At 70.2% G+C, this 14,938-nt stretch carries 4 protein-coding genes; all 4 read left to right on the forward strand.

Annotation, left to right across the window (positions count from 1 at the left end):
- The first annotated feature begins 24 nt into the window (after nt 1-24).
- The 4 genes from HNQ52_RS11710 (at nt 25) to HNQ52_RS11725 (ending at nt 14,847) form a co-directional block, all read left to right on the forward strand.
- Complete coding sequence (locus HNQ52_RS11710) at nt 25-2,289, forward strand: TonB-dependent hemoglobin/transferrin/lactoferrin family receptor (RefSeq protein ID WP_183961356.1); 2,265 nt, start codon at nt 25-27, stop codon at nt 2,287-2,289.
- 5 nt (nt 2,290-2,294) lie between these two features.
- On the forward strand, nt 2,295-2,888 hold the full coding sequence (locus tag HNQ52_RS11715) for a Hemin transport protein (RefSeq protein ID WP_183961357.1): 594 nt from the start codon (nt 2,295-2,297) through the stop codon (nt 2,886-2,888).
- Nucleotides 2,889-2,961: 73 nt separating this feature from the next.
- The gene (locus HNQ52_RS11720) at nt 2,962-3,942 is read left to right on the forward strand and encodes a DUF6607 family protein (RefSeq protein WP_183961358.1); all 981 of its coding nucleotides are present in this window, start codon (nt 2,962-2,964) and stop codon (nt 3,940-3,942) included.
- A gap of 324 nt (nt 3,943-4,266) precedes the next feature.
- Nucleotides 4,267-14,847, forward strand: coding sequence for an Ig-like domain-containing protein (locus HNQ52_RS11725; protein WP_183961359.1), 10,581 nt, complete (start codon nt 4,267-4,269; stop codon nt 14,845-14,847).
- Nucleotides 14,848-14,938 lie beyond the last annotated feature (91 nt).

Consider the following 14,938-nt stretch of genomic DNA (forward strand, 5'->3'; position numbering starts at 1 on the left):
GGAACCTGCGCGCCTGGAGTTTCAATGCGTCACACCCCGCTGTTCCTCGCCCTGCTCGGCGGTCTCGCCGTGCTGCCCGCCGCCTCGGCCGCGCCTGCGCCCGATGCCGCCGACCTCTCGACGTCGAGCCTCGATCGCATCACCGTCACCGCGACGCTCACCGAGCGCGAAATCGCCGACGTGCCGGCCACGGTGGAAGTGATCGACCGCGAGCGCCTCGACCGCGAACTGGTCAACGACCTCGAAGACCTCGTGCGCTACGAGCCCGGCGTCTCGGTCGGTTTCTCGAACGGCCGCTTCGGCATCCAGGACGTGCGCATCCGCGGCCTCGGCGGCAACCGCGTGCAACTGCGCGTGGACGGCATTCCGCTGTCGGACGGCTTCTCGATCGGCAGCTTCTCCGCCGCCGGCCGCGACCTGATCGACCTGGATGAGTTGAAGTCCGTCGAAATCCTGCGCGGCCCATCGTCGGCGCTGTACGGCTCCGATGCCCTCGGCGGTGTCGTGTCTTTCGTGACCAAGGATCCCGAGGACTACACCGCGCTGTTCGGCAACCCGGTTTACGTCGGCCTCAAGACCGGCTTCGACACCGAGGACGACAGCGCGTTTGCCACCGCCACGCACGCGTGGAGCGGCGATCGCTTCTCGACCTTGCTCGTGGCCACGCGCCGCGACGGCCAGGAGCGCGACAACCAGGGCGAGAACGATGTTGCCGGTTCCGCGCGCACCACGCCGAATCCGCAGAGCACCGGCGGCGGCAACGTGCTGGCGAAGTTCGTCTACAAGGCCAGCGACGACCAGCGCTTCCGCCTCACCATCGACGGCAACGAAAGCACCGCCGACACCGATGCGCAGAGCTCGCTCGGCCCGGTCTTCCTCGGTGGCCCGTCGCCGTCGGCGGTCACGCAGGCGCTGCTCGGCGAAGACCGCCAGACGCGTGCGCGCATCGCACTCGAACACGAGTTCGAGAACCTCGGGTTCGGCTTTGCGGACGGCGGCCACTGGCAGGTCTACCGCCAGGATTCGGAGACCACGCAGTACACGCGCGAGGAACGCCAGAGTTTGGCCGGCGGCGTGCCCGGTGCGGTCACACTGCGCCAGCGCGAGTTCAATTTCGACCAGCGCGTGTACGGCATCGACGCCGTGCTGCACAAGGACTTCGCCACCGGCAGCGCCGAACACGCGCTCACCTACGGTGTCGAAGTGATCCAGACCGACACGCGCCAGAAGCGTGACGGCACCGCGACCAACCTCACCACCGGCGTCACCACGCCGGTGATCTCGCCCGACGTGTTCCCGGTGCGCGATTTCCCGGTCAGCCGCACCACCGAGGCCGCGCTGTTCGTGCAGGACGAAATCACGATCGGCAACCTGTCGCTGACGCCCGGCCTGCGCGTGGATCACTACGATCTCGATCCGCGCATCGACAACATCTTCGCGGAAGACAACCCGGGCGTTGCCGCCACCGGCATCACCGAGACGCGCGTGTCGCCGAAGTTCGGCGCGGTGTGGCGCTTCGACGACACGTGGTCGCTCTACGGCGCCTACACCGCGGGCTTCCGCTCGCCGCCGTACGACGATGCCAACATCGGCTTCACCAACATCGCGTTCGGGTACACGGCGCTGCCGAATCCGGACCTCAAGCCCGAGACCAGCGACGGCGTCGAGATCAGCCTGCGCGCCAGCGGCGAGCACGCCTACATGAGCCTCGGCGCGTTCTACAACCAGTACGACGACTTCATCGAATCGCTGATGTACGTCGGCGACGATCCGCTCACCGGGCTGATGCAGTTCCAGTCGCGCAACATCGCCGAGGTCGAGATCAAGGGCATCGAGCTGAAGGCCGGCGTGAACCTCGGCCTGTGGTCGGATGCGCTGGAGAATCTGTCGCTGCGCACCGCGATCTCGTACGCCGAAGGTGACGACAAGACCGCGGACGTGCCGCTGGCATCGGTGGATCCCACGCGCGCCGTGCTCGGTCTGGGCTACGACAACGGCCGCTTCGGTGCCGAACTCGTCGGCCGCTTCGCGCAGCGCAAGCGGCGCATCGAAGCGCCGGCCGACGGTGCGGCACCGACGTTTGCACCGCCAGGGTACGGCGTCGCCGACCTGCTGCTGCACTGGGAGTTCTCCGAGCACGTGCGTCTCAACGGCGGTGTGTTCAACCTCGCCGACAAGCACTACTGGGACTGGTCGGATGCGTCGTCGCTGAGTTCGACGAGCGCCGCGCTCGACCGCTTCACTGCACCGGGCCGCAGCGCCTCGGTGTCGCTCGACCTACGCTGGTAACGGCCATGGGCAGCGTCGCGCCGACCCATCTGCGTGTGCTGTCCCCGCCAGCGACCGGCGCCACGCCGTGTCGCTGGTTGTGGCTCGGCGACGCACTCGCCGACCTGGGCGTGGTGCTGTACGTCTACGCGCAGCGCGAGAGCCGTACGTGGTTGGCACCGCAGGCGCCGTGGCCGGCACGGCGCGAGCTCGTCGGGCTGGTGGCGGCGGAACGTGTCGTCGCGTCGGTGGCTGTCGATAGCGACGGGCCGCACGAGTGCCTGCGCTTTCTCGACACCGACGGCGACACGCTGGCGAGTCTGTGGCTGCTGCCGGACAGCGATTTCCTCGCGTGGGAGACGCTGCTGGCGGCGTTGCCCGGGGACGCGATCGTGCGCGAGCGTGGTCGGCGCGAGGCGCCGATGCGGACGTCGTCCGCGCGCGTGCTGCGCCTGCAGCGGGCGAGGGTGGGTGGGGTGGATCTGCTCGATGCGCAGACACCGGCGCGGCTGTCGGTGCTGGGCCTTGCCTGCGCGCGGCGCTTCGCGCTGGCGGAGCACGCGACGCTCGAACCGTTGCCGCATGACTGTTGCTGCCAGCGCGCCGCTGCGCTGGCTTGAAAGCCCCTGAGCCCTTCCCCCTCGAGGGAGAAGGGCTCAAGAGCGAACTCTTACGAATCCGGAACTTCTTGCAATGAACATCAAACACTCGCTCGCCCTCGCGGCGACATTCGCGCTCACCGCGTGCGCCACCACACCGCCGCCGATCACGAAGGCAGACGCCGCACCCGCGCCGCAACGCGACACCACCGCCTTCAACCGCGACCGCACCGCCATCCTCGCCATGGCCGGCGACTACCGCGTCGACTTCGACTTCCGCGAAACCGTCGCCCTCGCCGCCAACTACAAACTCCACGAACCCCACCACAGCGGCGCCACCGAGTGGGTCAACGTCATCGAAGACCGCGGCGATTTCATCTCGCTGCAGCACATCCTCGTGATGGGCGACGACGACGACCGCCACGTCATCAAGCACTGGCGCCAGGACTGGCAGTACGAACCCGCGCAGATCGTCAGCTTCCGCGGCGAGGAACAGTGGGAACGCGTCGACATCGCCGCCGAAGACCGCACCGGCGCCTGGTCCCAGATCGTCTACCACGTCGACGATTCCCCGCGTTACGGCGGCACCGGCCGCTGGACCCACGACGGCGCCGTCGCCACCTGGACCTCGGCGCCCACCTGGCGCCCGCTGCCGCGCCGCGAATACACCACGCGCAGCGACTACCAGGTGCTCGACGTGATCAATCGCCACATCGTCACGCCCGCCGGCTGGGTGCACGAGCAGGACAACACCAAGCGCATCCTCGCCGCCGACGGCAGCATCACGCCGCTGGCGAAGGAACTGGGCGTCAACACCTACACCCGCATCACCGACCACGACTTCACCGCCGGCCGCGATTACTGGCAACGCACCGCCCCGTTCTGGCGCGAGGTGCGCGCGGCCTGGGATGCGCGTCTGTGGCGGGGCCCGGCCAGCCTGGCGATGTTCGAGACCGTCGACGACGACCTGCTGTACGAGCGCATGTTCGCGCTCGCGAACGCCCGCAGCTTCGACGCCGCGCAGGTGCGCGCCGACGTGGACCGGGAGCTGCGGCGCTTCGAACGCGCGCCGTGAGGCACCCGCGTCCGAGCGCGCACCGCCCTCGCGACGGGGCACTGCTCCGGCGCGAGGGCTCGGGTACGGGGACGTACGTGGCAAAACGCAAGGTCCGCACAAAACCTGTCGTCCGTGACATTTGTTTTCAATTGGCGGTGAGCAGCGTGCGCCGGGTCACGGCCTGCGAAACCCAGACGTGATGCGGGATCCGCGCAGAACGTGAGCTTCGTCACACATGTGCAAACGTGTGTGACGGTCATCACGAAATCGTTTTCACGCCTTTAGAATGCCGCCCGATCGCACGCGACACCCACCAAAAACGCGATCCGGGGGTTCCAACTCATGCTCAGTCCGAATCGGCGCCTCCGCGTCGCCGTCTCCCTGCGTGCCGTTTTTGCGGCGGTCTCCGGTGTCCGGCGCGCGACAGCAGTCGCGGTCCTGGCGCTGCTGGCCTCGCTGGCGCTGCCGCTGTCCGCACAGGCGCAGGCCGTGTGCGCGTTGCCGGGCAGCAGCGGTTCGGGCGATGCGACCGGCATCGTCAACACTTACTACCAGGGCAACGGCAACCTCGCCGCCGGCGCCACCGGCCTCACGCTCGGCACGCGCGACACGCGCGGTTCGGCCACGGGCGTGGCGGTCGGCGACCTGCTGCTGGTGATCCAGATGCAGGACGGGGCGATCAACGCCTCCAACAACAGCAACTACGGCGCCGGCACCGGCACCGGGCAGGGCACCACCACAATCGGCAACGCCGGTCGGCACGAATTCGTGCGGGTCGACACCGTGGTCGGGAACGCGATCACGTTCTCGCCGGCGCTGACCCATGCCTACACCCAGGCGCCCGCCACCGCCACGCTCGGCCAGCGCCGCTACCAGGTGGTGCGGGTGCCGCAGTACATCAGCACCACGGCGCGCGGCGTGACCGCGCCGGCCTGGGGGCTGGGCGTCGGGGCCACCGGCGAGACCGGCGGCGTGGTGGCGATGGACGTGCGCGACACGCTGACCCTCGGCGACGGCGTCGGCGCCACGATCGAGAACAATCCGAACCGCGCGATCTTCGTCGCGGGCAAGGGCTTCCGCGGCGGTGCGGGCTTCGGCTCGGAGGCCAACAGTCCGGACACCGACTGGCGGTCGTCCGCCGACACCGTACGCCCGCACGGCGGCAAGGGCGAGGGCATCGCCGGCACGCCGCGGTTCCTCGCGGTGAAGGACAGCTGGGGCTTCCAGAACACGAATGCGCCGATCGCGGCCGGCACCAACCTGGTGCGGCTCAACACCGGCGCGGAAGGCTACCCGGACGGCTCGCGCGCGCGCGGCGCGCCGGGCAACGCGGGCGGCGGCGGCACCGACGGCGGCTCGAACAACAACCAGTACAACGCGGGCGGCGGCGGCGGCGGCAACTACGCGCCCGGCGGCCTCGGCGGACGGCCGTACAACCGGCCGCTGAACGACACCAACGGCCGCGGCGGCGCGGGCTATGCCGGTACGCTGTCGTTCAGCCGCGTGTTCCTCGGCGGCGGCGGCGGCTCGGGCGGCAGCAACAACGCCACCGTCGATCCGGGCGTGCACGAGAACCAGGCCATGGCCTGTCCGATCACGACCTCCGGCAACGGCGACCAGGCCGGCGCGCGCTGCTCGTCCGGCGCGGCCGGCGGCGGCGTGGTGATCCTGCGTGCACGCAGCGTGACGGGCCCCGGCATCATCGACGCGCGCGGCGCGCACGCCTACAACGTCGGCAACGACGCGGCCGGCGGCGGCGGCGCGGGCGGTTCGGTGGTGATCTACTCGATCGAAGGCGGCACCGCCACGATCAACGCGTCCGGCGGCGACGGCGGCAACGCCTGGGCCAACTGGACCGGCACCGGCTGCACCGGCGCGGTGGCCTGCCGGCACGGACCGGGCGGCGGCGGCGGCGGCGGCTTCGTCGCGTTCTCGCCGGCGGCGATGGCGATCAACGCCACGCTCGACGGCGGCCGTCCCGGCCGCACCACCAACGGCGCCAACGACACCTACGAGGCGAGCGGCTACAACGGCGGCACCAGCGCCTTCGTCACGCCCGACACGCCCGGCGTCGTGCCCGGCGCGCTGTGCGCGCCCGATCTGCGCCTGGCCAAGTCCAACGGCGGCACCACGCTGGTGTCGCCGGGCACCTCGATCTACAGCCTCACGGTCTCGAACGTGGGCAGCGCCGCGAGCGCCGGCACCATCACCATCGTCGACGTGTTGCCCGGCGGGCTGTCCATCGCCAACGGCGCGGTGCCGCTGACCGGGCCGCAGGCTGCCAACTGGGCCTGCACCGCGGCCACCAACGTCGTCACCTGCACGTCCGCCACCGTCATCGCGGCGGCCGGCAGCAGCAGCTTCTCGTTTGCCGCCAACGTGATCGGCAGCAACGGCACCGCCGCGGTCAACCGCGCGCGCGTCGGCGGCGGCGGCGATCCGGGCAAGCCCACCCCCACGGCCGGCAGCGCCGGCGCCTGCACCGGCGACAACACGCCGGCCGGCTGCGCCACCGATGCCGACACGATCAACGCGCCGCTGCTGGGCATCACCAAGTCCGGCGGCGCGAACATGATCGCCGGCGGCAACGCCAGCTACACCGTCACCGTCACCAATCTCGGCGCCGCGCCGACGGCCGGTGCGATCCGCGTGGTCGACGTACTGCCCACGGGGCTCACCTACACCGGCACCTCGCCCTTCGTCACCGGCGGTTTCAGCTGCACCTACACGGCCGGCACGCCGGCCTTTTTCCAGTGCGACCGCAGCACGCCGGTGCTTGCCGCCGGTGCGTCGGCGGCGCTGGTGTTCCCGGTGCAGGTCGCGGGCACGGCGCCGTCGGCGCTGACCAACCGCGCCGGTGTCGGCGGCGGTGGCGATCCGACCAAGCCGGGCCTGCCGACCACCACCACCGTCGGCGCCTGCCCCGCGCCGGTGCCGCCGGCGACGGCGTATTCGGACGTGGCGTCGGGTTGCGCATCGCTGACTTCGCCGGTCGGCCGCGTGGACCTGCGCCTGGAGAAGGACGACGGCCAGAACTTCGTCCCGGTCAACGGCCAGACCACGTACCAGTTCATCGTGCGCAACACCGGCAACGCGGCGTCCACCGGCACGATCGCGTTGCGCGACGTGCTGCCGGCCGGCCTCACCTGGCCGGTGGCGCTCACGCTCGGCGGCCCCAACGCCGCGGCCTGGGCCTGCGTGCGCGATGCCAACACCGTCACCGTGACCTGCAGCTCGCCGGTGAGCATCCCGGCCGGCGGCTTCAGCCAGTTCAGCCTCGTCGCCAACGCCAGCGCGGTGACCGCGGGCACGCTCTACACCAACAAGGCGCGCATCACCGGCGGCGGGGATCCGGATCTGGGCGCGGTGGCCGACGATGCCGCCGTCAACGCCTGCACCGCCGACAACACCCCGGCCGGCTGCGCGCTCGACATCGACGTGGCGCAGAACGCCGCGCAGATCCGCCTCGCCAAGTCGCATCCGGCCGGCGGGGTGAATCCGGGCAGTGCGGTGACGTTCAATCTCGTGGTCAGCAACACCGGCGGTACCGCATCGAGCGGTACCATCACGGTGGTCGACGTGCTCCCTGCCGGGGTCACGCCGCCGGCGAACTTCAGCTCCGGCGGCTTCACCTGCACCGTGGCCGGGCAGGTCATCACCTGCACCTCGGGCGCGTCGCTCGCGGCCGGCGCCAGCGTCACGATCAGCTTCAGCGCGACGGTCACGGCGTCGGCCGCGACGCCCGTGGTCAACCGCGCCCAGGCCGGCGGCGGCGGCGATCCGCAGAACGGCACACCGCCCACCGGCACCACCACGGCCGAGTGCGCATCCGCCGCACAGCCGTACCTGGGCTGCGCGGTCGACACCGTGCTGCTCAACGCCAACCTGCAGATGGTCAAGACCCAGCGCGCCGGCACCGGCGGCACCTTCGTCGGCACGCCGATCACGATCGACAACGGCCAGACGATCCAGTTCCAGCTCACCGTCACCAACGCCGGACCCGCCACCGCGGCCAATGTCGCCATCAGCGACACGCTGCCGTCGCAGTACACCGGGCTGTCCCTGGTCTCGGCCACGCCGACCGGCACCGTCGCCGGCTGCGCCACCGGCAGCTTCGCGTTCGCCGGCCAGGTGCTGTCCGGCAGCATCGCCTCGCTCGCCAGCGGCGCGAGCTGCGCGCTGATCGTGCAGGCCACGGTCAACGGCACGGGCACGGCGATTGCCAATACCGCCACCGTGCTGGTGCCGCCGGGCATCGTCGACCCGACGCCGGGCGACAACAGTTCCACCGTCAACACCACCATCGCGGCGGCGGATCTGGCGCTGGTGAAGGCCGACGGCAACGTCACCGCGGTGCCGGGCGGCAGCATCGCCTACACCCTGACGGTCACCAACAACGGGCCGTCCACGGCCAGCGCGGTCAGCGTCAGCGACACGATTCCCGCGGGCCTCACCTTCGTCAGCGCCGCCGGCACCGGCTGGAGCTGCGGCTTCGCCGCCGGCACCGTCACGTGCACGCGCGCCACGCTCGCCGCGGGCGTGGCGCCGACCATCACGCTGACGCTCGGCGTGCCGGCGGGTTACGCCGGTGCCAATCCGGTGTCGAACACCGCCAGCGTGACCAGCAGCACCACCGATCCGTCGCCGGGCAACAATGCCGACAACGAAACCACGCCGGTCGGTGCCGCGCCGCAGGCGGTGGACGACAGCGCGACGACGCCGTTCCAGACGCCGGTCACCACCACGGTCCTCGCCAACGACCTGGCCGGCGGGGCGCCGCCGCTGAACCCGGCCTCGGTGACCATCGTCAACAGCAACAACGGCACCGCGGTGCCGAATCCGGACGGCACGATCACGTTCACGCCGGCGGCCGGCTTTACCGGGATCACGACATACGTCTACAGCGTGTGCGACAGCTCGACGCCGACACCGGTGTGCGACACCGCCACCGTCACCGTGGCCGTCGGACCGCAGGCCAACGACGACAACGCGCAGACGCCTTACCAGACCCCGCTGCCCGGTACCGTCACCGGCAACGACATCGCGCCACCCGGCGCGCAGTACACGCAGGTGACGGCGCCCGCCGGCGGTTCGGTGGTGCTCAATGCCAACGGCACGTACACCTATTTCCCGAACCCGGGTTTCTCCGGCATCGATACGTTCACCTACCAGGTGTGCCTGCCGGCACCGAACCAGACCCTCTGCGACCCGGCCACCGTGACCATCGCGGTCGGCCCCGATGCGCAGAACGACACCGCATCCACGCCGCAGAACACCCCGCTCGTGTCCACGGTCGCCGGCAACGACACCGCAGCACCGGGCTCGACATACAGCATCGTCACTCCGCCGACGAGCGGCAGTCTCGTGCTCGGGCCGAACGGCGGCTACACCTACACGCCGGTGCCCGGTTTCAGCGGCCCGGTGACATTCACCTACCAGGTCTGCCTGCCGGCGCCGAACCAGCTGCTGTGCGACATCGCCACGGTCACCATCACCGTGGGCGGCAACACCCTCGTCGCGAACGACGACAGCGACAGCACCGCGCAGAACACGCCCGTCACCACCGTGGTGCTGCAGAACGACACCGTCACCGGCGCGCCGCTCGATCCTGCCAGCGTCAGCATCGTGACGCCGTCGCCGAACGGCACCGCCACGCCGAACCCGGACGGCACGGTGACCTTCGTGCCGGCGCCGAACTTCTCCGGCGTCACCACGTACAGCTACGAGGTGTGCGACACATCGACGCCGACGCCGCTGTGCGATACCGCGACGGTCACGATCACGGTGGCGCCGAACACCGTCGATGCCGTCGACGACGGCGACAGCACTGCGCAGAACACGCCCGTCACCACGCCCGTGATCGGCAACGACACCGTGCCGCCGGGCGGCGCGCCGCTCGACCCGGGCAGCGTGGCCATCGTCACGCCGTCGCCGGACGGCACCGCCACGCCGAATCCGGACGGTTCGATCACCTTCACGCCGAACCCGGGCTTCAGCGGCACGACCACGTACACCTACGAGGTCTGCGATCTCTCGACCCCGACGCCGGTGTGCGACACCGCGACGGTGGAAATCGTGGTCGGCGCCAATCTGGTCGCGGCCGTCGACGACAGCGACAGCACCCCGCAGAACACGCCGGTCACCACCGCCGTGCTCGGCAACGACACCACCACCGGTGCGGCGCTCGATCCGGGCAGCGTTACGATCACCGTGCCGTCGGCCGACGGCACGGCCACGGTGAATCCGGACGGCAGCATCACGTTCACGCCTGCGCCGAACTTCTCCGGCACCACCACGTATTCGTACCAGGTCTGCGATCTGTCCACGCCGACGCCGGTGTGTGATGCGGCACAGGTCACGATCACCGTGGACCCGAACGTGGTCTCCGCACTCAACGACGGCGACACCACGCCGCAGAACACGCCCGTCACCACCACCGTGCTCGGCAACGACAGCGTACTGCCGGGCGGCGCAGCGCTCGATCCGGGCAGTGTCAGCATCGTGACGCCGTCGCCGGACGGCACGCTCGTGGTGAACCCGGACGGCAGCATCGAATTCACCCCGGCCACCAATTTCTCCGGCACCACCACGTACACCTACGAAGTCTGCGATCTCTCCACGCCGACGCCGGTGTGCGACGAGGCCATCGTCACGATCACGGTGGACCCGAACACCATCGCCACGCAGGACGACAGCGACACCACGCCGCAGAACACGCCGGTCACGACCACCGTGCTGCTCAACGACAGCAGCACCGGCGCACCGCTCGATCCGGGCTCGGTCTCGATCGTCGCGCAGTCGGCGGACGGCAACGCCGTCGCCCATCCGGACGGTACCGTCACGTTCACGCCGGACCCGGGGTTCAGCGGCGTCACCACGTACTCGTACGAAGTCTGCGACCTCTCGACGCCGGTGCCGGTCTGCGCCACCGCGCTGGTGACGATCACGGTCGAGCCGAACACCGTGGTCGCCAATCCCGACACCGACAACACGCCGCAGAACACGCCGGTGACGACCACCGTGCTCGGCAACGACAGCGTCGATCCGACCGGCGCGCCGCTCGACCCGGGTTCGGTGAGCATCGTCACGCCGTCGCCGGACGGCACCGCCGTGCCGAATCCCGACGGGACGGTCACCTTCACGCCGAACCCGGATTTCTCGGGCGTGGCCACCTACATCTACCAGGTCTGCGACACGTCCGTGCCGGATCCGGTGTGCGTGCAGGCCGTGGTGCAGGTGACGGTGGAGCCGAACGTGGTGTCGGCGCTCAATGACGCCGACACCACGCCGCAGAACACGCCGGTGACGACCACCGTGCTCGACAACGACACCGTGCTGCCGAACGGCGCGGCGCTCGATCCGGGCAGCGTGAGCATCGTCACGCCGTCGCCGGACGGCACACTCGTGGTGAACCCGGACGGCAGCGTCGAATTCACCCCGAACACCAACTTCTCCGGCACCACCACCTACACGTACCAGGTGTGCGACGTGTCCGTGCCGACGCCGGTCTGCGACCAGGCCGTGGTCACGATCACTGTCGGCGACAACACGCTCGACCTGCAGGACGACAGCGACACCACGCCGCAGAACACGCCGGTCACCACCACCGTGCTACTCAACGACAGCAGCACCGGCGCGCCGCTCGACGTGACCTCGGTCACCGTCGTTGCCGCGTCGCCGGACGGCAGCGCGGTGCCGAACGCGGACGGCACCATCACGTTCACGCCGGCATCGAACTTCAGCGGCACCACGAGCTACAGCTATCAGGTGTGCGACTTGTCGACGCCGGTGCCGGTGTGCAGCACGGCGCTCGTCACGATCACGGTGGAGCCCAACGTGGTCGCCGCCGTGGACGATGGCGCCGTCACCGAACAGAACACGCCGGTGACCACGCCCGTGCTCGGCAACGACACCGTGCTGCCGAACGGCGCGCCGCTCGATCCGGCCAGCGTCGCGGTCACCGTGCCGTCGCCGGACGGCAGCGCCGTGGTCAACCCGGACGGCACGATCACCTTCACGCCGAACCCGGGCTTCAGCGGCACCACCACGTACACGTACGAGGTCTGCGACCTGTCCACGCCGACGCCGGTGTGCGACAGCGCCGTGGTGACGGTGAGCATCGGCGACAACCTCGTCGCCGCCAACGACGACAGCGACACGACGCCGCAGAACACGCCCGTCACCACGCCCGTGCTCGGCAACGACACCACCACCGGCGCGCCGCTCGATCCCGCGTCCGTGGTCGTCACCGTGCCGTCGCCGAACGGCAGCACGGTCGTCAATCCGGACGGCAGCATCACGTTCACCCCGGACGACGGCTTCTCCGGCAGCACGACCTACAGCTACCAGGTTTGCGACACGTCCGTGCCGACGCCGGTGTGCGACACCGCGGTGGTCACGATCACGGTCGGCGACAACCTCGTGGTCGCCGTCGACGACGCCGACAGCACGCCGCAGAACACGCCGGTCACCACCGTGGTGCTCGGCAACGACAGCACCACCGGCGCGCCGCTCGATCCTTCGAGCGTCACCGTCACGGTGCCGTCGCCCGACGGCAGCACCGTCGTGAATCCGGACGGCAGCATCACGTTCACGCCGAACGACGGATTCTCCGGCACCACCACCTACAGCTACGAGGTCTGCGACCTGTCGACGCCGACGCCCGTGTGCGACACCGCCGTGGTGACGATCACCGTGGCGCCGAACGACATCGACGCGTTGAACGATGCCGACAACACGCCGCAGAACACCCCGGTCACCACGTCGGTGCTGAGCAACGACACCGTCACCGGTGCGCCGCTCGATCCTGGGTCCGTGGTCGTCACCACGCCGTCGCCCGACGGCACCACCGTGGTCAACCCGGACGGCACGATCACGTTCACGCCGGCGCCGAACTTCTCCGGCGTCACCACGTACAGCTACCAGGTCTGCGACACCTCGACGCCGACCCCGCTGTGCGACATCGCCGTGGTCACGATCACCGTCGGCGCCAGCACCGTGGTCGCCAACAACGACTTCGACAGCAGCACGCAGAACACGCCGGTGACGACGCCGGTGCTCGGCAACGATTCGAGCTCCGGTGCGTCGCTCGATCCGGGCTCGGTCAGCATCGTCACGCCGTCGCCCGACGGCACTGCCGTGGCGAACCCCGACGGCAGCATCACGTTCACCCCGAATCCGGGCTTCTCCGGCACCACGACCTACGTGTACCAGGTCTGCGACGTGTCCACGCCGACGCCGGTGTGCGACACCGCGCTCGTCACGATCACGATTCCGCCGAACGTCGTCGCCGCACTCAACGACAACGACGAAACCCCGCAGAACACGCCGGTCACCGTGCCCGTGCTCGGCAACGACAGCAGCACGGATTTGCCGCTCGATCCGGGCTCGGTGGTGGTCACCGTGCCGTCGCCGGACGGCAGCACCGTGGTCAACCCGGACGGCAGCATCACCTTCACGCCCACTCCCGGTTTCTCCGGCGTTACCACGTTCTCGTACCTGGTGTGCGACACGTCTGCGCCGGTGCCGGTGTGCGACGAGGCGGTGGTCACGATCACCGTCGGAACCAGCACCGTGACGGCGGTCGACGACAGCGGCGCGACGCCGCAGGACACCCCGATCACGCTCGGTGTGCTCGGCAACGACACCAGCACCGGTCCGGCGCTCGATCCGGGCTCGGTCGCCATCGTGGCGCAGTCGGCCGACGGCACGGCCGTGGTCAATCCGGACGGCAGCATCACCTTCACGCCGAATCCCGGATTCGCGGGCACCACCACGTACAGCTACGTGGTGTGCGACCTCTCCACGCCGACGCCGCAGTGCGACACCGCGCTCGTCACCATCGTGGTCGGCGGCAGCACCGTGATCGCCAACGACGACACCGGCACCACGCCGCAGGACACGCCGGTCACCGTGCCGGTCATCGGCAACGACACCGGCTCGGGCCCGCCGCTCGATCCGGGATCGGTCACCATCGTGGTGCCGTCGCCGGACGGCAACCTCGTCGTCAATCCCGACGGCAGCATCACCTTCACGCCGAACGACGGTTTCTCGGGCGAAACCACCTACACCTACGAGGTGTGCGACACCACGATCCCGGTGCCGGTCTGCGACACCGCCGTCGTCACGATCGAGGTGGGCGAAGGCGCGATTGCCGCGGCGGACGACAGCGACACCACGCCGCAGGACACGCCGGTCACCACCGACGTGCTCGCCAACGACAGCGCCAGCCAGCCGCTCGATCCGGCCTCGGTGACGGTGACGGTGCCGTCGCCGGACGGCAGCACCGTGGTCAATCCGGACGGCAGCATCACGTTCACGCCGGACGCGGACTTCTTCGGCGTGACCATGTACACCTACCGCGTTTGCGACACCTCGACGCCGACGCCGGTGTGCGACACCGCCGTGGTCACGATCACCGTACCGCAGGGCGCGACCTCGGCCGACCTCGCGGTGCTCAAGACCGGCCCGGCGAACGCGGACGCCGGCGAGCAGATCGTGTTCTCGATCGTCGTCACCAACCTCGGCCCCGACGCGGCGGACAACGTGGTGCTGGTCGATCCGACCCCGGCGGGTCTGGTCTTCGTCGGCAACGGCGGCGACTGCGCGACGGCGTTCCCGTGTGCGCTCGGCACCCTCGCCGTCGGCGACGCCCGCACCGTGCTCGCCACGTTCCTGGTGCCGGACGACTACACCGGCCCGTCGACCGTCGTGAACATCGCCTCGGTGTCGAGCGACACGCCGGACCCGACCCCGGGCGACACCTCGTCGTCGGCCAGCACCCTCGTGCAGGGCGGCGGCACGCCCGGCCCGACGCCGGTCCCGCAACCGCTCAACATCCCGGTCGACGGGCGCTGGGCGATGCTGTTGCTGGCGCTTTCGGTGATGCTGCTCGCGTGCCTGCGCGTGCGTCGCGGAGCCTGAGCGACATTTCCCACATGCGCCTGCCCCCCGCGCGGGGGCAGGCGCCACCGGCCCGTGCCGATATACTTGCAGGACAGGGGGGTGCCGCAAC

It is taken from the genome of Chiayiivirga flava, assembly GCF_014202825.1.
Classification (GTDB): domain Bacteria; phylum Pseudomonadota; class Gammaproteobacteria; order Xanthomonadales; family Xanthomonadaceae; genus Chiayiivirga; species Chiayiivirga flava.

Coding starts and splice junctions, on each gene's coding strand:
- HNQ52_RS11715 (WP_183961357.1), top strand. CDS start 2,295: ATGGGCAGCGTCGCGCCGACCCATCTGCGTGTGCTGTCCCCGCCAGCG.
- HNQ52_RS11725 (WP_183961359.1), top strand. CDS start 4,267: ATGCTCAGTCCGAATCGGCGCCTCCGCGTCGCCGTCTCCCTGCGTGCC.
- HNQ52_RS11720 (WP_183961358.1), top strand. CDS start 2,962: ATGAACATCAAACACTCGCTCGCCCTCGCGGCGACATTCGCGCTCACC.
- HNQ52_RS11710 (WP_183961356.1), top strand. CDS start 25: ATGCGTCACACCCCGCTGTTCCTCGCCCTGCTCGGCGGTCTCGCCGTG.